The 21,039-nt window shown below is 62.9% G+C and carries 17 protein-coding genes and 2 pseudogenes; 10 read left to right on the forward strand and 9 right to left on the reverse strand.

The annotated features are described in order from the left end of the window. Position 1: 1 nt before the first annotated feature. The 7 genes from HAP54_RS10615 to HAP54_RS10645 form a co-directional block, all read right to left on the reverse strand. Positions 2-751 carry an SDR family NAD(P)-dependent oxidoreductase gene (locus HAP54_RS10615; RefSeq protein WP_166299838.1) on the reverse strand — a complete coding sequence of 250 codons (750 nt, stop codon included), beginning with the start codon at positions 749-751 and terminating at the stop codon, positions 2-4. Then, the gene (locus HAP54_RS10620; RefSeq protein ID WP_166299840.1) at positions 744-3,140 is read right to left on the reverse strand and encodes a xanthine dehydrogenase family protein molybdopterin-binding subunit; all 2,397 of its coding nucleotides are present in this window, start codon (positions 3,138-3,140) and stop codon (positions 744-746) included. Before HAP54_RS10620 ends, HAP54_RS10615 begins: the two co-directional genes overlap by 8 nt. Then, positions 3,133-3,894: an N-acyl homoserine lactonase family protein gene (locus tag HAP54_RS10625; protein ID WP_166299842.1), complete on the reverse strand. Its 762-nt coding sequence runs from the start codon at positions 3,892-3,894 to the stop codon at positions 3,133-3,135. The genes HAP54_RS10620 and HAP54_RS10625 overlap by 8 nt, the downstream gene beginning before the upstream one ends. Then, entirely contained in the window at positions 3,891-4,373 is a 483-nt protein-coding gene (locus HAP54_RS10630; protein ID WP_166299844.1) for a (2Fe-2S)-binding protein, read from the reverse strand. Before HAP54_RS10630 ends, HAP54_RS10625 begins: the two co-directional genes overlap by 4 nt. A 4-nt stretch (positions 4,374-4,377) precedes the next feature. Then, a complete protein-coding gene (locus HAP54_RS10635) occupies positions 4,378-5,238 on the reverse strand; it encodes an FAD binding domain-containing protein (protein WP_166299846.1) in 861 nt (286 codons plus the stop codon). Between the two features lie 33 nt (positions 5,239-5,271). Beyond that, a complete protein-coding gene (locus tag HAP54_RS10640) occupies positions 5,272-6,048 on the reverse strand; it encodes an enoyl-CoA hydratase-related protein (protein WP_312022742.1) in 777 nt (258 codons plus the stop codon). A gap of 197 nt (positions 6,049-6,245) precedes the next feature. Then, a complete protein-coding gene (locus tag HAP54_RS10645; RefSeq protein ID WP_166299850.1) occupies positions 6,246-6,875 on the reverse strand; it encodes a TetR/AcrR family transcriptional regulator in 630 nt (209 codons plus the stop codon). A 481-nt stretch (positions 6,876-7,356) separates the two neighbouring features. Between HAP54_RS10645 and HAP54_RS10650 the strand changes: the two genes are divergently transcribed. The 7 genes and pseudogenes from HAP54_RS10650 (at position 7,357) to HAP54_RS10680 (ending at position 13,677) form a co-directional block, all read left to right on the forward strand. Continuing rightward, positions 7,357-7,551, forward strand: coding sequence for a hypothetical protein (locus HAP54_RS10650; RefSeq protein WP_166299852.1), 195 nt, complete (start codon positions 7,357-7,359; stop codon positions 7,549-7,551). A gap of 45 nt (positions 7,552-7,596) precedes the next feature. Next, on the forward strand, positions 7,597-9,243 hold the full coding sequence (locus HAP54_RS10655) for a fatty acid--CoA ligase (RefSeq protein WP_166299854.1): 1,647 nt from the start codon (positions 7,597-7,599) through the stop codon (positions 9,241-9,243). A gap of 56 nt (positions 9,244-9,299) precedes the next feature. After that, positions 9,300-9,722: a phasin family protein gene (locus HAP54_RS10660; protein ID WP_166299856.1), complete on the forward strand. Its 423-nt coding sequence runs from the start codon at positions 9,300-9,302 to the stop codon at positions 9,720-9,722. A 154-nt stretch (positions 9,723-9,876) separates the two neighbouring features. Beyond that, positions 9,877-10,626: pseudogene (locus tag HAP54_RS10665) on the forward strand (acetoacetate decarboxylase). Between the two features lie 7 nt (positions 10,627-10,633). After that, positions 10,634-11,596: a 3-hydroxyacyl-CoA dehydrogenase NAD-binding domain-containing protein gene (locus tag HAP54_RS10670; protein ID WP_166299858.1), complete on the forward strand. Its 963-nt coding sequence runs from the start codon at positions 10,634-10,636 to the stop codon at positions 11,594-11,596. A gap of 58 nt (positions 11,597-11,654) precedes the next feature. Next, positions 11,655-12,857: a CaiB/BaiF CoA transferase family protein gene (locus HAP54_RS10675; protein ID WP_166299860.1), complete on the forward strand. Its 1,203-nt coding sequence runs from the start codon at positions 11,655-11,657 to the stop codon at positions 12,855-12,857. A gap of 43 nt (positions 12,858-12,900) precedes the next feature. Continuing rightward, a complete protein-coding gene (locus HAP54_RS10680; protein WP_166299862.1) occupies positions 12,901-13,677 on the forward strand; it encodes an SDR family oxidoreductase in 777 nt (258 codons plus the stop codon). Between the two features lie 57 nt (positions 13,678-13,734). Here the strand turns inward: HAP54_RS10680 and HAP54_RS10685 are convergent, their stop codons facing one another. After that, complete coding sequence (locus HAP54_RS10685; RefSeq protein WP_175619405.1) at positions 13,735-15,093, reverse strand: MFS transporter; 1,359 nt, start codon at positions 15,091-15,093, stop codon at positions 13,735-13,737. 486 nt (positions 15,094-15,579) lie between these two features. On the opposite strand from HAP54_RS10685, the gene HAP54_RS10690 reads away from it, so the two are divergent. Then, positions 15,580-16,671, forward strand: a complete 1,092-nt coding sequence (locus HAP54_RS10690) for a GNAT family N-acetyltransferase (protein WP_166299864.1) — start codon at positions 15,580-15,582, stop codon at positions 16,669-16,671. A 111-nt stretch (positions 16,672-16,782) separates the two neighbouring features. On the opposite strand, the gene HAP54_RS10695 is transcribed toward HAP54_RS10690, so the two are convergent. Then, positions 16,783-18,402: a c-type cytochrome gene (locus HAP54_RS10695; RefSeq protein WP_166299866.1), complete on the reverse strand. Its 1,620-nt coding sequence runs from the start codon at positions 18,400-18,402 to the stop codon at positions 16,783-16,785. A 392-nt stretch (positions 18,403-18,794) separates the two neighbouring features. Between HAP54_RS10695 and HAP54_RS10700 the strand changes: the two are divergent. Both HAP54_RS10700 and HAP54_RS10705 read left to right on the forward strand, forming a co-directional pair. Then, positions 18,795-19,055: pseudogene (locus HAP54_RS10700) on the forward strand (Arm DNA-binding domain-containing protein); the annotation flags it as partial. Positions 19,056-19,103: 48 nt separating this feature from the next. Next, on the forward strand, positions 19,104-20,033 hold the full coding sequence (locus HAP54_RS10705; protein ID WP_312022837.1) for a site-specific integrase: 930 nt from the start codon (positions 19,104-19,106) through the stop codon (positions 20,031-20,033). Positions 20,034-21,039 lie beyond the last annotated feature (1,006 nt).

Raw genomic sequence — 21,039 nt, forward strand, 5'->3', positions numbered from 1 at the left:
CCTAGACCATACTGTATCCGCCGTTGACGCTGATCACCTGCCCGGTGATCCAGCTTCCGGCATCGGAGGCGAGCAGAGTGACCAGAGGCGCGACGTCGGAGGGCAGTCCCAGACGGCGGATCGCGTAAGCCTTGACCAGCTTCTCGCGGTTCGCATCGACCCAGGTCTTGTCGTGCGCGGTTTCGATCAGGCCGAGCGAAATCGAGTTGGCGGTCACGCCCGAACGGCCCCATTCGCGCGCCAGCGACTTCATCAGCGCGATCGTGCCGGCGCGCGCCGCGGCACCAAGCGCCAAGCCGGATTCGCCGACCCTGGAAGAGTCGCCCATGATCGAGATGATCCGTCCGTGGCCCGACGCCTCGAGCAGGGGGCCTGCGCTGTGGGAACAATTCAGCGCGCCATAGAGGCAGGTGTCGATCTGCTTCTTCCAATCCTCCGGCGTGCTCTCGCTGAACCGCTTGCGGAACACCAGGCCGGCGTTGTTGACCAGGATGTCCAATCCGCCGAAATCGCTCTTGATGTCCGCGATCATCTTCTTGACGATGTCGGCGTCCGCGATGTCGGCCTGGTAGGCCTTCGCCTTGCCGCCGGCCTTCCCGATCTCGGCGACCACCGCTTCGGCATCCGCCTTCGAACTGTGATAGTTGACGGCGACGCTCGCGCCGCGTTCTGCCAGCATCAGGGAGATGGCTGCGCCGACATCCCGTCCGCCTCCAGTCACCAGGGCAACGCGTCCTTTCAAGTCACTCATCTGCTTTTCCTCTCGATTTGAGCTTGGCTTGTTCCATCAGTTTGAAAATGCGCTCCGGCGTCATCGGAAGGATCGCGACACCGATACCGAGCGGCGACAGCGCATCGGCGATCGCGTTGGCGATCGCCGCCGGCGCGCCGATCGTGCCGCCCTCGCCCATGCCCCGGAAGCCGCCCGCCGCGGCGGATACGCTCTCGACATGAACGACGTCCATGAACGGTATGTCCGGCGCGGAAGGGATCATGTAGTCGACGAGGCTCGCAGTCAGGAGCTGGCCGTCTTCGTCATAGATCAGCTCCTCGAACAACGCGGCGCCGATGCCCTGCGCGACGCCACCATGCACCTGACCATCGACGATCATTGGGTTGATGAGGCGACCGCAGTCTTCGGCGACGACGAATTTGAGGATTCGCGCGAAGCATGTCACCGGATCGACCACGGCGATGTGCGTGGCGGCCGCGGTCGTCCCGTTGATCGGATCGTAGGTGTAGGTGGCGCTCAATTCCTCACGTGCATCGACCGGCAGCGTCTTCATGTCGGAATAGACCGCCTTGGCGATCTGCTTGAACGTCACGGTGCGGTCGGTGCCAAGCACAACGGCCTTACCTTCGCTCACCTCGATGTCGTCAGCGTTGGCTTCGAGGAGATGCGAGGCCACCCGCTTGATCTTCTCCTGAAGTATCCTGGAGGCGTGCTTCGCGGCGCCGCCCCCGAGCACCGCGCTGCGGCTTGCGTAGGTCCCGGTCGACATCGGCACCTCGTCGCTGTCGCCCTGGATGACGCGGACGTCCTCGAACCGGGCTCCGAGATCGTCGGCGACGATCTGGGCCAACGTGGTCTCGAGGCCCTGGCCATGCGAGGCGACACCGAATGCCGCGGTAATGGCTCCGGTCGAGTCGATGGTGATCTTTGCCGTTTCGGAGCCGGTGTTGATCGGCATGCCCGGCGCCACCGCGATCCTCGAGCCGATGCCCGTCAACTCGGCGTAGGAAGCGATACCGATGCCGAACAGGCGCCCTTGCTTGCGCGCGTCGGCCTGCTCCTTGCGAAGCTGGTCATAGCCGGCCGCCTCCGCAGCGGCTTCCAGACATTCGATGAAGCCGGTCTTGTCCCAGATAATCCCGGACGCGATCCGGTACGGAAACTCCTCTGCCCGGACCAGATTCCGGCGCCTGATTTCGAGCGGATCAATGCCGAGCGCCGCCGCTCCGAGGTCCATCAGCCGTTCGGCGACGAAGGTCGAGATCGGGCGGCCGACGCCGCGGTACGGGCCGGTCGGCGGCTTGCAGGTCGCAACGCCGCGCACGGTGCCCCTGTAGGATCCGATCTTGTAGGGCCCCGGCAGGAAACTCACGACCTGAACGGGTTCCAGACCACAGGTCCATGGATAGATCGAGAACGCACCGACGTCCCCGATCACGTCCGCCTGCAGCGAGGTCGCGATGCCATCCGCGTCGAACCCCATCTGCGCATCGACGATTTCGGCGAACGCCTGGCTGCTGCTGCTGACGTCCTCGAGCCTGTCCGCCGTCCACTTGACCGACCGACGAAGCCTGCGCGCCGCAATGCAGATCAGGAGTTCCTCGGGATAGAGCGATCCCTTCGACCCGAAGCTCCCGCCAACATCAGGTGCGACCACCCGCAGGCGATGCCCCGGCAGGTCCAGCGATTCCGAGATCGCGTCGCGAACGATGCCGGGAATGTTCGACGACGTGTAGAGCGTGATGGCATCACGGCGCTTGTCGTACTCCGCGGCGTAGCTTCGCGGCTCCATCGCCAGCGGCGCCTTGCGCGTCATCTCGAAACGGCCGCCAACCTTGACAGCGGCGGCCTTCAGATCGGCTGCAACATCGCCCTTCTTGAATTCGCGGGCGATCAGCACATTGGTGCCGGCGGCTTCGTGCAGCAGCGGCGCACCATCAGCGATGGCTGATTCAGCCCGAGAGATCGCATCGAGCGGTTCGTACTCGACGTCGATCAATTCGAGCGCGTCCTCGGCCAGGTACCGCGATGTCGCAACGACCGCGACGACGGCCTCCCCGACATAGCGGACCTTCCCGGAAGCAAGTGGCACGATCGGCGTCGCGTAGTAGTTCGGCATCCGCGAGAACGGGATCACCGGCTTGAAATCGCCGGCAATGTCCTCCGCTGTGAGCACAGCGACCACGCCCGGCGCAGCCTGTGCCGCCGCACTATCGATGCGGACGATAAGCGCGTGCGGCTGACCGCTGCGAAGGAACGCCAGATGAAGCGGCCGGTCCGGCTTCCGGTCCGACGTGTATTCGCCGTTCCCGGTCAGAAGACGCGGGTCTTCGGTGCGCTTGATCGGCGCACCGACGTTCCGCGGCCTCAGGACGTCGGAGGGACCTGCGCGCCGATCGCTATTCATAGCCTTCGGATCCCTTGCGCAAGGTCCGCCACTGCGCGTCGTCATGGCCACAGATGATCGTGGCTCCGCTCTTCTCGATTCGCTGGATCTCCTGGAAGGTCTTCAACTGCTGCTCGACGTTCCAGGTATTTCGCGGAGCTTCGTCTGCATCGAGATTCTGCCGCAGACTGACCGCGTCGGACGCCAGTAGAAACCAGCCGTCGCGGTCGAGGCTGACGAGCGCACCGAGCATCCCCGGCGTGTGGCCCGGCAACGGCACCAGCACGACGCTGGAGTCGCCGAACAAATCCTTCTCTCCGCTTACGGGCTCGATCGGCTGTCCGTAGTCCCAGTCGTCCCTGAGATAGCCGACCGCCTCGGCACGCGGCGCGTTAGCGGCTTCGATCTCTTTGGCGTGGGCCAGGATCGTCGCCTTCTTGAAGAACTGGTTGCAGCCGCAATGGTCGGGGTGAAAGTGCGAATTCACGACGATATCGATGTCGCCGGGTTCGAGGCCGCTGCATGCGAGACTCGGCAGCAAGGTCTCGCTTGCGTTCATCGTTGGCTTCATGACTTTGGCAAGCGGTCCCCACCGGCCCTCGGCATCGTCGACCACGGACGGATGACAGCCGGTATCGAACAGCACGTTGCCCTGCTTGTGCCGGATCAACGCGCTGCTGACGGGAAGATCGATGGTTTCGCTGCGGTCGGCGTCCGGCACGTAGATGCTCTTCTTCATACGGAGGCGCCCCGCGGCGAGGAAGTTCAGCTTCATGACGCCTTCTCCGTGCGCTTGGCGGCGGCGCTTCGGATCGCCGCGACGATGTTCTGATATCCGGTGCAACGGCAGAGATTGCCCGAGAGCCCCTCCCGGATATCCTCGTCGGTTAGGAGCGGATACTTCCGGAGCAGGTCTTCGCCGGTCATCAGCATGCCCGGCGTACAGAAGCCGCACTGCAGCCCGTGGTGCTCGCGGAACTGAGCCTGCAGCTCATTGAGCTCTTCCGGCGATCCGAGCCCTTCGACCGTAACGATCTCCGCGCCGTTGGCCTGGACGGCCAACATGAGGCAGGATCGCGCGCTGTCGCCGTTCACTAGAACCGTGCAGGCACCGCACACGCCGTGCTCGCATCCGACATGCGTTCCGGTCAGGCCAAGCCGGTCACGCAAGAAATCGGAAAGCAGCATGCGCGGCTCGACATCCGAGACGTCGTAGCTCTCGCCGTTCACGGTCACCGATACGCTGCTTGTCATCCGATCAGCCCCTCATCGCCAACGCCGTCTGCAACGCCCGTTTCGCCAGTTGTGCGAGCAGATGCCTGCGGTAGTCGGCCGATGCATGGAGGTCGTCGTTCGGCGAGACCTGGGAGACGACGATCTCGGAGAAGCGATCGGGCATCCGGTCGTCGAGCTCCAACGCGATGAGTTCCTCCTCCGCCTCTTTCAGCCGCCGCGGCGTATCGGCCACGCCCATCACCGCGACGCGCGCCGCCGCCAATCCGGACGGGCCGCGGAGCACGGAGACGGCGATGCTGGCGAGCGCAAAATCGCCGAACCGGCGCGCGACCTCCTCGAACGCCCAACCGTCCTGCTTCAGGATCGGAAACGCGACCTCCACCACGATCTCTTCCGGCTCAAGACAGTTCGTCAGGGCGTCGACGAAGAATTCCTTTGGGGTGATCCTCCGGCGGCCCGAAGGCCCCTGGACCAGGATCTCGGCGTCGTAGAATGTCGCGAGCATCGGGAGTTCGGCAGCGGGATCCGCATGGGACAGACTGCCACCGATTGTGCCGCGGTTGCGGATCGCAAGATGCGCGACGTGACGCATCGCCGCCGCAATCACCGGCAGCTTCGCGGCGATCAACGGCGAATGTTCCAGCTCGCGATGGCGCGTCAGCGCGCCGATGGCGATGCGGTCGCCGCGGTCCTCAATGTAGGACAATCCCTCGATGCGATTCAGGTCGACGAGCACGGTCGGACGCGCCATCCGGAAGTTCAACAGCGGCATCAGGCTTTGACCGCCGGCCAGCACCTTGCCTTCGCCGTTCGCGGCAACGAGCGCTTCGACGGCGGCTTCCACCGTCGACGGCACGACGTAGTCGAATTGGGCAGGCTTCATTGGGTGCCCTCCAAAGCTGTTTCCCTTCCGGACCTACGCGCCGCGGAACCGCGGCGACCGCTTCTCCGCGAACGCACGGCGGCCTTCCTTGAAGTCCTCGCTGTCGGCGGCTTCGTCGATGAGCCGCTGCGCCGCGGCCGGATCGAGCGCGCCGGCGCCCATCGAAAGCCGGTTCAGCATGTACTTCGCGCCGGCGATCGACAGCGGCGCATTGGCCGCCAACCGCTGCAGAAAGCCCTCCGCCGCGAGGCCTGCGTCTTCGTGCAGTTCGTCGATCAATCCCATCGACAGCGCCTGCTCCGCTGGGTAGCGGTCCGCTGAGTAGAGGATTCGCTTTGCGTTCGAAATTCCCGTCAGGGCCAGCAGGCGTTGCACGCTATGCAGGCCGTAGACGATCGAAAGCCTGGCTGCGGGGATGCCGAACGTCGCGGTTCGATCGCCGAAGCGGAAATCGCACGCCAACGCGAGATGGCAGCCGCCGCCGAGACAATAGCCGGAGATCGCGGCCACCACCGGCTTTCCGAGCACCGCAATCGCACCCGAGCAGGCGTCGACAGCAACCTCGTAGGCGGCGCTTTGATGCCTGTCGTCCCTGATCTCTTCGAATTCGGAAATGTCGGCACCGACCGAGAAATCCTTGCCCGCTCCCCGAAGGACGATGCCGCGAACCTCCCGGTCTCCGGCAAAGCCCGCGAAGATCTCTGCCATTTCGCGCCACATCGCCAACGTCACGGCATTCTTCACGGCAGACCGATTCAGAATGACGTGAACGATGCCGTCGCGGCGCTCGATGTGGATGTCCTCCGACACGTAACCTCCCCGGCGCCCAGCCGATGAATCCCGGAAACTTTCCGGCGGACAGCCGGTGCTCCCTGTCACTTGCATAAGTAGACTAATTTATTCGGCCGCGTCAAGCCGCAAGAGCTTTTCGACGTTCTTTCCTCGTAAGTGGATGATCGGGAGACCGGAATCGCCAAGCGAAGGGCAGGCGCGGCGTGCAGCGCCGGCTATCGCTTTCGGGAGCGATCGATCGCAGCGCCGCGGACCATGAGGGCGATCTGGCGGCCGACTTGGTCGACGCTGAGCGGGCCGCCTGCCTTGAACCAGAACACGGTCCAGTTCATGGCGCCGAGCATCGACAGGCGGAAGGCATGCCGGTCGCAGTCGGGATTGAGCGGAAGTTCATCGATCAGGCGAGCGAAGATCTGCTCATACTCGTCGCGCTGACGAACCAGCTTCCGGACGCCTCGAAGATTGTAGTAGCGCGGCGGGGTGAGAATGGCGCGGGTGACGCTGCCGCCGAGCAGGATACGGCAATGCGCGACGATCGCTTCCTCGAGCCGCGCCCACGGATCGGTAACCCCGGCGATCGCAGTTTCGACCTCGCGGCGCATCGCCGTCAGGCTCTCCTGATGCACCGTGAACAGCAGGTCTTCCTTTGAAGGAAAGTGATAATACAGCGAACCTGACAGCACGCCGGATGCCGCGGCGATCTCCCGGATCGACGTGCCCTCGAATCCCTTGTGGGCGAACAGCCCGGATGCGGCAGCGATGATCTGCCGGCGACGGTCGGGCCCTCTCCGCAGCGATTTCGGCTTCTTCTCGCCGCCCTTCGCGCGCCCTTTGGGCTTCGTCATTCTCTTGTCAGCCGTCAACGGAAACAACCAGCCTCGCCGCTTTCGATTGCCGCCCATCTACACTTTTGAGCCCATGTTGTCGAGAATTGCCGCCGGGCGCAATGGGTCCGTTGTGCGGCCTTCCAGACTTCGCGACCGTGGTCGGCCCACGACGTCTTCCCTTGAACCGCAAGCCGGGCTCGCCGAAGGCGATGGCGGAGCGAAGCATCTGGCCCTTCGGCAGATGCGGCTCCTTCGGCGCGTCTTGCCTCCCGGCTCGGGGCGGCCGGCATCGCGGTCTGCCCGGACAAGTAGTCATCCGATCCAGGCTTCTGGCGGAGCATGATCCACCGACAAACCGCGATGACTTGCTATTCAATCAAGCGAGCGATAGAATAAGAAAAAGCTTCGCCAAGCGGCATTCCCCGGAGACTTTCGGCCTCGGGTGAGCTTATGGCGAAAGCGATCGGCAGGACAACGATCCGCCACCAGGAGGAGCGCCGTGAGCCACGGGACCAATCCGGATTTCGGAGACGTTTGGCGCGACCTGCTGCGCCAACGGGAGGATGCGGGCAATTCGCCCGGCGCCGATGCCATCAAGGCCGCCGAGTTCGGCCAGGCGACGAACCGGATAACCAATCTCTCGCGGCGCAGAACCTGCTCGCGCAGACCTTCTCCAAATATCTCGCTGCGATGAACCTGCCGGCGCAGGCCAACGCCTTCCAGATCCCCGGAGCGCATCATGTCCGATTTCCTGATCGAGCATACGCCATCAGCCTACAAGTATCCGCTGCTGATCAAGCACCTGTTGCACGCTCCGATGACGCAAGCGGCAGACCAGGAGATCGTCTATCGCGACATCAGTCGCTACACCTACCGCGACCTTCACGACCGGATCGGCCGGCTGGCGGGCGCCCTGACGGCGCAGGGCGTCGTGCGCGGCGACGTTGTCGGCGTGCTGGACTGGGACAGCCCGCGTTATCTGGAGTGCTATTTCGCGATCCCGATGCTGGGCGCGACCTTGCAGACGGTCAACATTCGCCTGTCGCCGGAGCAGGTGTTGTTCACGCTCAACCATGCGCGTCCCAAACTGCTGCTCGTCAATGTCGAGTTTCTGCCGCTTGTCGAGCAGCTGCGCGACAAGCTGGAATCCGTCGAGAGCATCATCCTGATCTCCGATGACGGCACGTTCCCCGCGACGGCCGGCAAGGTCGGCGGTCGCTACGAGGAGCTGCTGGCGAAGACGTCGCCCGATTTCGCGTTCCAGGATTTCGACGAGAACACGCGTGCCACGATGTTCTATACGACCGGCACGACCGGCGTTCCGAAAGGCGTCTATTTCAGCCATCGTCAGCTCGTCCTGCACACGCTGATCGACCTGGTCGGCTTCGGCTCGCCGGCCCGGCAAGGCCGCTTCCACCGCGAAGACGTCTACATGCCGATCACGCCGATGTTCCACGTCCATGGCTGGGGGCTGCCCTATGCCGCGACCGCCGCCGGCGTGAAGCAGGTGTATCCGGGCCGCTATCAGCCCGACCTGCTGCTCGATCTCATCAAGACCGAGGGCGTGACCTTCAGCCATTGCGTGCCGACCATCCTCCAGATGCTGCTCTCGGCGCCGAACAGCAACGACGTCGACCTGTCGAAGCTCAAGATGGTGATCGGCGGCTCGGCGCTGTCGAAAGCGCTGGCCAAGGCTGCGATGCAGCGCGGCATCGACATTTTCGCCGGTTACGGCATGTCGGAATCCGGCCCGATCCTGACCATCGCGCAACTGCGCGAGCATGAATTGACCGGCAATCCCGACGCGGAGGCCGAACTGCGGACCAAGACCGGCACGCCCGTCCCGCTGGTCGATCTCCGCGTTGTCGACGACGCGATGAAGGACGTCCCGCACGACGGCAAGACCTCCGGCGAAATCGTGGTCCGCGCGCCCTGGCTGACCATGGGTTACCTCGGCAATCCCTCCGCATCCGAGAAGCTCTGGGAAGGCGGCTATCTTCACACCGGCGACATCGGCACCATGTCGGCCCATGGCGTGGTCCAGATCACCGATCGCATGAAGGACGTCATCAAGACCGGCGGCGAATGGATTTCGTCGATCGAGCTGGAGGATATCCTGATGCATATGCCGGGCCTCAAGGAGGCGGCGATCATCGGCGTCGCCGACCCGAAATGGGGCGAGCGTCCGCTGGCGATCCTGGTGACGGGTTCCGCCGACAGCATCGACAAGAGCGCGGTGCAGGCGCACGTCAAGGGCTACGCCGACAAGGGCGTGATCTCCCGCTTCGCCATTCCGGACCGCATCCTGTTCGTCGACGCGCTCGACAAGACCAGCGTCGGCAAGATCGACAAGAAGGCGCTGCGGGCAAAATACGGCGACGGCTGAGGTCGCAGATCGGCCTGACGCAACGCAGCAAAAACACCGATCGCAAGGAGGGAACAATGGCCGAGAAGACGATCATGGATATGTTTGCCGAGATCGGCAAGCAGTTCAACCTGCCGAAGATCGATTACGACGCCCTGCTGGAGACCCATCGCAAGAACGTCGAGGCGATGCAGGCATCGACGCTCGCGCTCTCGCAGGACGGTCGCGCGCTGCTCGCACTGCAGCAGGACATTCTCACCGACGTGACGCGCCAGAGCCGCGAGCTGATCGCCGAATTCAAGCCGCAGGGGTCACCGCAGGAAATTGCGGCCAAGCAAGCCGAGCTCGCGCGGCGCGCCTTCGACGCGGTGGTCAAGAACACCAAGGACATTGCCGAGCTGGTGCAGAAGTCGGGCGCCGGGGCGTCGACCACCATCGTGAACCGGATCCGTGAAAGCATCGCCGAGGCGCGCGGGGCGATCGACGGCAAGACCACCTGATTTCTGATCTCAGCGTTCGCGCCAGCCGACGCCGGCGGCTGACCGGATGGACTCAGCGGCAAATCTGGCCGATCTTCGTGCCGGGAAATAAGACAGGAACGCGAGACACGGCCGACACCGACTGACGCACCGGAACTCAGGAACGGACATCACCATGAAAAAGGAAGACGTTCTCAGGCAGTACACCACCCCAACCGGCGCGCCGGCCTTCGTTCCCGGCCCCCATCGCTTCACCTCGCGCGAATATCTCAACATCACCTACCGCACGGACCGCGAAGCACTGGTGAGGCAGGTCCCGGAGCCGCTCGAGGTCGACGAGCCGCTGGTCCGCTTCGAGGTGATGAACATGCCTGACACCACCGGCTACGGCTCCTATGTCGAATGCGGCCAGGCCGCCGTGGTGCGTCACGGTGAGGAGTAGGGCGAGTACATCATCGGCATGTATCTCGACAATCTGCCGGCGATCGCCGCCGGCCGCGAGCTCAGCGCCTTTCCGAAGAAGCTTGGCTCGGCGAAACTGTTCGTCGATTCCGGCACGCTGGACTACGGCGTGCTGAGCGTGGCGCGTGCCACAATGGGCTACAAGCACAAGCCCTACGATTTGGAAAAGGCACGGCAGGAAATCTGCGTTCCGACCTACATGCTCAAGATCCTGCCGAGCTACACCAAACGTCCGCGCATCTGCGAACTGGTGCGCACGCAGATCACCAATATCGAAGTCAAGGGCGCGTGGCGGGGCCCGGCGCGCCTGCAGCTGTTCGAGCACGTGCTCGCCCCGCTGGCCGATTTGCCGGTGCGCGAGATCATATCCGCCACCCACATTCTCACCGATCTCACCCTGTCGCCGGCCGCGGTCATCTACGACTATTTGACCGACACTGCGCCAGCCGCAGTGAGGGAGTAAGGCCATCATGCCCAACGCCCAGCAGGACATCCTCAACCGCTACCGCAAGACCGCGATCATCGGCGCCGGCGTGATCGGCGCGTCCTGGACGGCGGTGTTCCTGGCGCACGGATTGGAGGTCGTCGTCAACGATCCGCGCCCCGATGTGGATGCATTCGTCCGCGACTACATCCGTAACAATCTGTCGACGCTGGAGGCGCTCGGACTTCCGACCGCGAACCTCGAGGCGAAGCTGCGGTTCGAACCCGATCTCGAAGCCGCCGTCGCCGGCGCCGACCTGGTGCAGGAGAACGGCCCGGAGCGGATCGAGTTCAAGCAGGATCTGTGGGCACGCATCAGCAAGGTCGTCGGCGACAAGGCCCTGCTGCTGTCGTCGAGCTCGGCCAAGACCGCGACGGAACAGGCGCTGAAGTGCTCACGGCCGGAGCGGCTATTGGTCGGCCATCCCTTCAATCCGCCGCACCTGATCCCGTTGGTCGAGGTCGTGCCCGGCGAGAAGACCAGCGAGGACGCGGTCGCCGACGCCGTCGCCTTCTACACCGCGCTCGGCAAGGTACCGCGCGTCGTGCGCAAGGAGATGCCGGGCTTTGTCGCCAACCGCCTGCAGCGCGCGATCTTCCGCGACTGTTGCTATCTCGTGATCCAGGGCGTCGTGAAGGTAGACGAGCTCGACGACATCGTCACCAGTTCGATCGGCCTGCGCTGGGCCGCTGACGGCCCGTTCCGCTCGTTCCACCTCGGTGGCGGCGCCGGCGGCTTCAGGTCGTTCTTCAAGCAGTTCGGCCCCGGCCTCAACGAGGCCTGGAAGAACATGGCGCCTGTCGATCTGAACGAGGCGGCGCAGGACAAGATCATCGCTCAGGCGGAAGCCTCGTTCGCGGCACGCCCGGCGGAGCAGCTGGAAAACGAGCGCGACGCCAAGCAGCTCGCGATCATCCGGGCACTGCGATCGGTCGCGACCGACCAGTAGCGCGCGATGCCATCGCGTCATCCGGGCAAAGCGGGACGTGAACCAGGGGAGGAACGAGATGGGACTTTTGTTCGAGGGCCTCAAGGTGATCGATTGCGGCAGCTTCATCGCGGCGCCGGCGGCGGCCACGGTCCTGTCCGACTTCGGCGCCGACGTCATCAAGATCGAACCGCCCGGTTCGGGCGATCCCTACCGCCATCTCACCAAATTGCCGGGCCACCCGAGGAGCGACCAGAACTATGCGTGGATGCTGGGCTCGCGCAACAAACGCAGCCTCGCCGTCGACATGGCCAAGCCCGAGGGCCGCGCCGTGATCCAGCGCCTCGCCTCGCAGGCCGACGTCTTCATCACCAACTATCCTGCTTCCGCGCGCAAGAAGCTCGGCATCGGCTACGAGGCCTTGGCCGGGCTGAACGACCGGCTGGTCTACGCCTCGTTTTCCGGCTACGGCGACAAGGGCGCCGAGGCGACCAAGCCCGGCTTCGACGTCACCGCATGGTGGGCGCGCTCCGGCCTGATGGATACGGTGCGGGCCTCGTCGCAATCCGTGCCGGTGCGTCCGGCCAACGGCATGGGCGATCACTCCGCGGGATTCACGCTGTTCTCCGGCATCGTGATGGCGCTGTACCAGCGCCAGCTCACCGGCAAGGGGACGGAGGTCAGCTCTTCCCTTGTCGCCAACGGACTGTGGGCCAATGGCTATAACGCGCAGGCCGCGCTGTGCGGCGCGACCTTCACCGACCGCCCCGCGCGCGAGGTCGCCTTCAATGCGCTGACGAACTATTACAGGTGCCGCGACGGCCGCTGGCTGATCCTCACCATCCTCAACGAGGAGAAGCAGTGGCCGGACTTCATGAAGTGCCTCGACCGCGAGGACCTGATCGAAGATCCGCGCTTTGCCAAGAAGGTGGACCGCCTGACCCGCTCGAAGGAGCTGATCGCGCTGCTCGACAAGGAATTCGAGAAGCACGACCGTGCGGAATTCCGCAAGCGCCTGACCGCAGCCGGCATCGTGTTCGACGTGGTGGCGACGCCCGAGGACATTCCGACCGACCAGCAATTGCTCGACAACGACATCCTGGTGCCGTTTGCCGGAAGCGAGACCCGCACCATCGACAGCCCGATCTCGCTGCGCGGAGTGGACAAGGTGCAGCCCCGGATGCCGCCCTCGGTCGGGCAACACACCGACGACGTGCTGAAGGAAGCCGGTTTCGACGCGGCGGCGATCGCACAGATGCGCGCGGCGGGTGCCGTCGGCTGACGGCCATCGACGCCAGGGACGTTTCAGTTTTCAGGAGCGACGCATGAAGATCGAAGAGCTGTTTTCCGTGAAGGGCAAGATCGCGGTGGTGACCGGCGGCAGCCGCGGCTTGGGGGAGATGATCGCCCGCGCCTATGTCGAGAACGGCGCCAAGGTCTACATCACCGCGCGCAAGGCCGACGCCTGCATGGCGCTGGCCGAGGAACTGTCCAAACATGGCGAATGCATCGCCATTCCGGCCGATCTGTCGCGAATGGACGAGATCGAACGGTTCGCCGCTGAACTGCGCAAGCGTGAAACGAAGCTGGACATCCTCGTCAACAACGCCGGCGCGAGCTGGGGCGCGAAATTCCACGAATTTCCGGAGAACGGCTGGGACAAGGTCATGGACCTCAACGTCAAGTCGGTCTTCTTCCTGACGCAGAAGCTGCTCGATCTGTTGGAGGCGGCAGGATCCGAGAAGGCCTATTCGCGGGTCATCAACATCGGCTCGATCGAGGGCATCCGCACCACGCATCTCGAAGCCTACTCGTATGCCGCGTCGAAGGCCGGGGTCAATCACCTCACCCGCATCATGGCCAAATTCCTCGCGCCGAAGCACATCGCGGTCAACGCGATCGCGCCCGGCTATTTCCCATCCAAGATGACGGATGCGATCGACGAACACGGCTCCCGCCAGGTCGTTGACGACGCTCCGATGAAACGCATGGGGGCGCCGGAGGATATGGCGGGGATCGCGCTGTACCTGGCGTCGCGCGCCAGCAGCTTTGTGTGTGGCGCGGTCATTCCGGTCGACGGTGGGCTCGCCACGACTGCGTAGGGTTTGCCTGACGCAACGCGAAGGGCGGCACACCAGCGGCGTCCGCCCTTGCCGGCGTCAGGACTTATCGTCGGTCGGATCCGCCACCTTGACGATCGCCAGCAGCAGCAGGCCTGAGAGGATATACGCCGCCACGATCAGGTAGGTGCTATAGAGCGAAGAGCCGGTTTCCGCCGTGATGTAGCCGGTCACCGACGGGGCAACTGCCGGACCGAGATTGCCGAGGCTGCTGATCAGCGCGATGCCTCCCGCGGCGCTGGCCTTGGACAGGTACTCGGTGGTCGTGGTGAAAAACAGCGGCGTCGCGGAGACGAAGCCCAGTCCCGCCAAGGTCAGACCGATCACCGAAGCCAGCAGATTGCCGTGGGAGAAGGTGATGGTCATCAGTCCCAGCGCCGCGACCACGACGCAGGCGACGTAATGCCAGCGCCGCTCGCGCGTCTTGTCCGAATGGCGCCCCATCAGCACGGTGCCGATGATGCCCGCGATCTGCGGCAGGGTGGCCAGCAGCCCGACCTGGAACAGGTCGGCGACGCCCCAGCTCTTGATGAGCGAGGGGATCCAGAACACCATCGTGTAGGTCGCGCCCAGCAGCAGGAAATAGGTGAACGCCAGGCCGTAGACCTTCGGATCCCTGATCATCTGCCAGAAGTTGGCGTGAGACGAGGACTCGACGTCCTTGTGATCATGGTCGAGTTGGTAGCGGACTTTGGCCTTGTCGTCGGCGGTCAGCCACTTCGCATCCTCGGGTCTGTCAGGAAGATAGAAATAGGCGACGAGGCCGAGGATCGAAGCAGGCAATCCTTGCGAGATGAACAGCCACTGCCAGCCATGCCAGCCATCGATATCGTTGAGATACTTCATGGTCGCGCCGGACAGCGGACCGGCGATCACCGAAGCGATCGCCGTCGCGGTCATGAACATCGCTATGATCTGACCGCGGCGGGCCGAGGGATACCAGTAGGTCAGGTACAGGATGATACCCGGGAAGAAGCCGGCTTCGAGCACGCCGAGCAGGAAGCGCGCGACATAGAACTGCGTGGGTGTCTGAACGAAGGCCATGGCGACCGCGACGATGCCCCATGTGAACATGATGCGAAGCAGGGTCTTGCGGACGCCGATGCGCTCCAGCAGCAGGTTGCTCGGCACCTCGAACAGGAAGTAGCCGACGAAGAAGATTCCCGCGCCGAAGCCGTAAGTCGCATCGCTGAAGGTCAGCGTCTGCTTCATCTGGAGCTGGGCGTAGCCGATGTTGATGCGGTCGAGAAACGCGACGACGTAGCCCACATCAGGAATGGCAGGATGCGCCAGCCGATCTTCGAATAGAGCTGCGCGAGAGCACCGCTCTGCCCCTGGCTGTGAATGCTGTCGACGCTCGTCGTGCCTATGGACATTCGTCACTCCCCTGGTTGGCATTCGCCTGGAGTCTGCGCCCCAGTTGAGAATGGATTTGCCTGGACGTGCGGGTCGACGCCGCTTCTATCGTGTTGCGACGCGGCGGAATTCACATTTTGTTATTCTAACAGTTGCTTGATTGATTAGCAATCAACGGCTTCAGGCCGGCCGCGCGGCCCGGGGTCACGGCGACACGTCGCGGGCAGCGCGCGACTGCCTTCAACTCGCTTTCGATCTTAGCAACCCTGACGGCCGCCAGCCGCGAGGCCAGTTCGGCCTGAGCGCCGCTGCGCTGCGATGGGCAAACGCTCGATCAATTCGACCCTTCTGGGCCCCAACCTACCGTTTGAGCGACGGCCGGAAAGGTTTGGCTTCGCCTCCGGCGCTTGGCCTCAATGCCGTGAGGAGTTTGGGGCTCAAGTTAACCTGGGAATGAAGATCGTTTGCTACACAATGGGCTCGATCCAGAACCCGACATCGAGTCGCGGCTGATCGTGACGAGTGAAAATGATCGAACTTCGCGTTGGAGACAGCAGGGCGTTCTTCGAAGCGCCGTTTCACGCCTATCGACCCGGCGATGGTTACGTATCTCCGTTACGCGGCGATATCCTGCGCATGCTCGATGCCAAGGCGAACCCGCTCTGGCTTTCGGGCAATCCGTTTCGCTTCTGGACCGCACACCGACAGGGTCGCCCGGTCGGGCGCATCATCGCGCACGTTCATGGCCAATCGAATACGCGACACGGGACCAATCGAGCCCAGTTCGGATTCTTCGACTGCGCCGACGACGCGGAGGCTGCGGCTGCCTTGCTCGACGCGGCCGCCTCGTTTGCCCGCCAGTCAGGCAAGACGGAACTGGTTGGGAATTTCAACCTGACGGCCATGCAACAAGCCGGTGTCGTGACCGACGGGTTCAGTGCGCGCGCCTATACGGACATGGTCGTCAATCCGCCGCACATTCCGGCCTTGCTTGCCGCCAACGGCTTCGAACCGTTCTTTCCGATGACGACCTTCGAACTCGATATCCGGGCTGTGGCGCCACAGACGCGCGCGCTCGACCCTTCCGCGGGATTCAGCTTCGCGCCGATCGAACGGCGCAGCTTTCCGGAGCGGATGGAGCAGGCACGTCTGGTGCTCAACGGCGGCTTCGATAAAAATCCCATGTTCGTGCCGCTGACACCAGACGAATTCCGGTTTCAGGCCGGCGAGATGATGTCGATCCTCGATCCCCGTCTGTCTTCGGTGCTCTTGAAGAACGGCCGTCCCGTCGGAACGATCGTGTGCATTCCGGATCTCAACGGCTTGCTTGCCGCCACGCGATCGCGGATCGGTCTGCTGACGCCGTTTCATTATCTGCGCTATCGGCTGCGACGCCGCCGCGCGGTCATCATCTTCTATTCGGTGATCCCCGATCTTCATGGGCAGGGCGTGATGGGCGCGATGCTGGCCCGCACGGTGACGGCCCTGAAGGATGCCGGCTACGAATCGCTTGGCGTCACCTGGATCAGCGACGTGAACGCTGCGAGTCTTCGCCAAATGGAGCGTTTGGGTGCGCGCCCGTTGCAGCGCCTGCACCTATTTCGCAAGGGATTGTCATGACCCGCGACGATGTGACGGTCTGAACCGGAGCGTTTTCGAGCGAAAGCCTGTCCCGGACTTGATCCGGGATGGCCCCCGGTTCGCGTGAAGAAAACGCGTCAAAACAAAAAGCTAGAGCAGTTTCAGATACTCGATAAGATCGCGCTTGTCGCCTGCATCGAGCTTCTCTCCGAAGCGATGCCCACTATTGTTCCTGCCTGGCGTCGCCGTGTCTATCAAGGCCGGCATCGAAAAAGGTTTGTAACCGCCGGGATAGTTACCGGTCTCGTCGAGCTTGAGCCCTACTTGCTCGAAATCAAGCGCATGACCGCCGACATTGAATCGCCGGGGTCGCGTATCCGGAGACAGCAGCGAAGCGAGCGTCGGCACCGAACCGTTATGCAGATAGGGCGCTGAGGCCCAGATGCCGGTCAGCGGAGGGGCCGCATAGTCGCCTCCCCGGGCCACCGCGATCTTCGATCGATAGCCGGTCCGGTTGATCGCCGCTGCGAGCGGCTCATCGAATAGTTTGGCGCGCAATCCGTCGGTGCCGACATCGCCGATCCAGTTGGGAAATTCAACAAGGCGCGGGGTCAGGTTCGCATCGTACCGTCCATGGCAAGCAGCGCACTGCGTGGCATAGAGCTGGCGACCGTGTTCGGCCCGATCCCTGTCGATGGCGCCGGGAAATGGCTGTGGCCTGTAACTCTTGAGGAAGGCCATCACGTCGACGGCCTCTGTAATATTGCCGAGAGCGGCATCGGGATGCACGCCCATGCTCGGAACGGTAAAGAAAGTCATGATCGTCGCAAGCGACTTCAGATGCGGATCGTCGAGCCCGCTTGCCGTCATCGGCATCTGACGCGCCGAGCCGGGCACGGCATAAGCTCCGTCCGCGAGCAGCCTTGTCCGCCATACCCGACTGCCGAGGTCGGGAATCGAAACGACCCCTGCATCGCCAGCGCCATTGCCGGCGAGGGGAACGCCGAGCGCAAATTTGAGCGCGGCGACGCCATTGGTGCTGCCCGGCGTGCCGTTCGGAAACGGCAGCGGCTTTTCGATGTTGCCGAGATCGGCAATACGCCGCTCGACCAGCGGCAGCACAAACCAGCGCAGGCTTTGTTTTTCGCCCCAGCTCATATCCGGAAAAAGGACGTCGACGGCGGCAATCAACTGTTCGGGGCGTTTGATCGCGTTGCGCGTGGCACGGAAGACCGCGAGCGTGTAGGCCTCGATATCCAGGGAAGTATTGGGCATGGCAAGCCATGTCCGGCGCGGATCAGGCGTTCCGTCCGCTCCGTAGGTGACGCCGGCGTGGCATGCCGCGCAACCGAGATTGGCCACGCGGATTTTTGTCCCGGCAAGCGGAGCCAGATCGCCGTAGGAAAATCCAAGCGGCAATTCACTGGAGCTTTTCGAAACGCCGAGGGGGCGATTGGCGACCTCGGCGCCAGGAAGAAAGCCAAAGCCAGCCAGTGTCGCATCCAGTGTCGATCGAGCCAACGGCACACTTCTATCGCGCGCCTGGGCGTCGAGCACCAGAGCGGCAGCGACGAGCCGCCAGGGCAACGCATGGGTTTGCAGCGCGTCCAGGCTTATTCCACCGAAGCCTGCGCCCTCAAATGCCGCAGCGCCTCTTGCCTCCGCGGAAGCGTCGGCCGAAACCGAAGGGCGGGAAAGCGATTCGCGTCGTCGTACGCGCCGTCGCCCAAAGCAATGAAGCACCTGCCAGCGCGACGGCGATAACTGCAAGGACAAATGAGCGCCGTCTCATGGCCGCATGGCTCCCGTCATGACGTGCCGAGATCAACGAACGCGTCCCGCTGCTCCCATGGCGGATAGTGGCCGCAGCGATCACTCAGCTCAAGCTTGGCTTGGCCCAGTGGCACCATGACCCGTTCGCGATGAAGCGTGGAAAGAACGATCCTGCTTGTCCAAGCTGGTTTGTAGAAAGCGCCCATTTTGGAGGACATCCAGCCGGCTGGCGGAGAGAGTGTCCGCCGCGATATAACTTCACAGCAGATCAGATTGCCTCAAAAATCCCTATTTTGAAGGCAGTTATAGAATTTTGTAGCTTCAAAGCGCATCATGTCGCATCATCTGATTGCAGCCCAATTGATGGGTGTGGCGATGGGTGATTTCAGATGGGAAACAAAGCGAGAGAACTAGCGCCTATCACTGTCTCACGGCTTACCTCGCCCGGCCTTCACTTCGTGGGGGGCGTTGCAGGGCTCGCCCTTCAGGTATTGCCAACCGGCGGCCGGACGTGGGTGTTGCGCGCTACGATAGGTGGCAAGCGGCGCGACATGGGCCTGGGCGGATATCCTGACGTGACCTTGGCTGGAGCACGCGAAGCAGCGCGCAATGCGCGCTCGCTAATTAGGTGCGGGAAAGATCCCATCGCAGAAGCGAGGGCGGCAGCTAGCGCCCTTCGGGCGTCCCTTGCCAAGGACGTGACATTTGAGCAAGCGGCTCAGTCTTATATCGCAGCACACGAGTCCAGCTGGCGCAACGCCAAGCACGCCCAGCAGTGGCGAAACACACTGGCGAGCTACGCCTATCCGGAGATCGGTACGCTCTTGGTGCGGGATGTGGGGTTGGCACAGGTATTAGCCGTTCTTGAACCCATTTGGACCAAAAAAACCGAAACTGCCACTCGGTTGCGCGGAAGGATTGAACAGGTGCTGGATTGGGCAACGGCGCGGGGCTATCGCGACGGGCTCAACCCGGCCCGCTGGCGCGGTCATTTGGACAAGCTCTTGCCCCGCCCTTCCAAGGTTGCAGATGTCGAACATCATGCCGCGTTGCCCTTCACCGAGATAGGCGGCTTTATGCAGCGCCTAAGCCAAACCAAGGGCATTGGAGCGCGCGCGCTTGAATTTGCCATCCTGACAGCGGCTCGATCCGGCGAGGTTAGGGGCGCGACTTGGGCAGAAGTCGATCTGAGGGCTGCCGTCTGGACGGTTCCCGGAAACCGTATGAAAATGGGTCGCGAACACCGGGTGCCGTTGTCACGACGGGTCATCGCGCTCTTGAATGCGCTTCCCCGGATGGCAGGGACTGACCTTTTGTTCCCGGCGCCTCGGGGCGGCGCTCTGTCAGATATGACGCCGTCAGCGGTGGTCCGCCGAATTAAGGTAGCTGCCGTGCCGCACGGCTTCCGCTCTACATTCCGCGATTGGGCGAGTGAGCGTACCAACTACCCTCGCGATGTCGCCGAAATGGCCTTAGCGCACGCTATTGGCGATAGGGTAGAAGCTGCTTATCGCCGTGGGGATCTGTTTGAGAAACGGCGCCGCCTAATGGCTGACTGGGCAACGTTCTGTGAGCGGACGCAATCAAGAGGCGGAGTGGTTAACATACGGCATGACAATGCACGCTGATCGGTCGTCAGCGGTTTGCTGCTGCGGCCTATGCAGCATTGCGGCATTCCCCCGTCAATCGCTAAATCTTGAATGGCGACAGCTATCTCCCTTTTTCGCAAACAGCGCAGCGGCGCAGCCCTCGCACACGATAGATGATCAAAAGAGCTACACACAGTTGTATTATTTAGCTGCGCCACCATGACGAGAATGAAAGCAAAACGCGGAAAAAGAAGTCACTACGAAATATATTCCAGACCCCATTGCCCAAATGCACACTGTTTCTCCGCCGATTGCTGAGCTGAAAGATTGGCTGGATGTTCATCCATCGGTGAACGGCAGCTTTGGACACCTTCTGATCCAGCAAAAGAAAAGCGACGATGGCGCTCTATGTGAGACACTTCGTCCATACTTTGAATCAGCTCATCTGGATGCGCGAGAAACATTTCACCGGTATTATGGCGCAAACGCCACCGACGTTCTTCCTCGCATGCATTGCGAGCGATGGAATTGGAAGGCGTGGTGTTGGAGGAAATCTAGGCGTTCAGAATAGATCGAAGTCGTCTGTATAAGATTGATCATCGCCACAAAAAGATTGTTGGCGGAGAGCAACGAGGCGCTTGGAACCTCCGAGGAACCAGAACCTTAGAATGTGGGGCGCCTTCCGCGCTGGCGGCGTGCCCTGGGCGGTCCCGGTTTTGAAGCCCCCAAGCCCCGACCGGGACCGTTCACTTAAGGGGTGGCTTCAGCCAGACAATTTAGCTTGTGGCGTTTGGGCCATAATACCGCATTTCACGCAGATATTGCCATCGACCTTCATCCTGATGCGGGCGATGGTAGCGCGTCTACGATTGTATACCCGATTTGTCTTCCCCGTCGTGACTCAGAAGGGCCTCTTCGGAGAAGTCATGGCCGGATTGCTAACCCGTCTTATTCGTCAGAGTGCGCCTGAGAGGCTGGCGAGCGTGGTGTAAAGCGCTGATGCGGCGTAGGATTCGGTTGCAAAGCCAACCCCATCACCTCAACC

It is taken from the genome of Bradyrhizobium sp. 2S1, assembly GCF_011516625.5.
Lineage (GTDB): Bacteria > Pseudomonadota > Alphaproteobacteria > Rhizobiales > Xanthobacteraceae > Bradyrhizobium > Bradyrhizobium septentrionale.

What these genes read in the sequence shown, in the direction of transcription:
- HAP54_RS10615 (WP_166299838.1), bottom strand. Translation starts at nt 751, where the DNA reads ATGAGTGACTTGAAAGGACGCGTTGCCCTGGTGACTGGAGGCGGACGG.
- HAP54_RS10620 (WP_166299840.1), bottom strand. Translation starts at nt 3,140, where the DNA reads ATGAATAGCGATCGGCGCGCAGGTCCCTCCGACGTCCTGAGGCCGCGG.
- HAP54_RS10625 (WP_166299842.1), bottom strand. Translation starts at nt 3,894, where the DNA reads ATGAAGCTGAACTTCCTCGCCGCGGGGCGCCTCCGTATGAAGAAGAGC.
- HAP54_RS10630 (WP_166299844.1), bottom strand. Translation starts at nt 4,373, where the DNA reads ATGACAAGCAGCGTATCGGTGACCGTGAACGGCGAGAGCTACGACGTC.
- HAP54_RS10635 (WP_166299846.1), bottom strand. Translation starts at nt 5,238, where the DNA reads ATGAAGCCTGCCCAATTCGACTACGTCGTGCCGTCGACGGTGGAAGCC.
- HAP54_RS10645 (WP_166299850.1), bottom strand. Translation starts at nt 6,875, where the DNA reads ATGACGAAGCCCAAAGGGCGCGCGAAGGGCGGCGAGAAGAAGCCGAAA.
- HAP54_RS10655 (WP_166299854.1), top strand. Translation starts at nt 7,597, where the DNA reads ATGTCCGATTTCCTGATCGAGCATACGCCATCAGCCTACAAGTATCCG.
- HAP54_RS10660 (WP_166299856.1), top strand. Translation starts at nt 9,300, where the DNA reads ATGGCCGAGAAGACGATCATGGATATGTTTGCCGAGATCGGCAAGCAG.
- HAP54_RS10670 (WP_166299858.1), top strand. Translation starts at nt 10,634, where the DNA reads ATGCCCAACGCCCAGCAGGACATCCTCAACCGCTACCGCAAGACCGCG.
- HAP54_RS10675 (WP_166299860.1), top strand. Translation starts at nt 11,655, where the DNA reads ATGGGACTTTTGTTCGAGGGCCTCAAGGTGATCGATTGCGGCAGCTTC.
- HAP54_RS10680 (WP_166299862.1), top strand. Translation starts at nt 12,901, where the DNA reads ATGAAGATCGAAGAGCTGTTTTCCGTGAAGGGCAAGATCGCGGTGGTG.
- HAP54_RS10685 (WP_175619405.1), bottom strand. Translation starts at nt 15,093, where the DNA reads ATGCCAACCAGGGGAGTGACGAATGTCCATAGGCACGACGAGCGTCGA.
- HAP54_RS10690 (WP_166299864.1), top strand. Translation starts at nt 15,580, where the DNA reads ATGATCGAACTTCGCGTTGGAGACAGCAGGGCGTTCTTCGAAGCGCCG.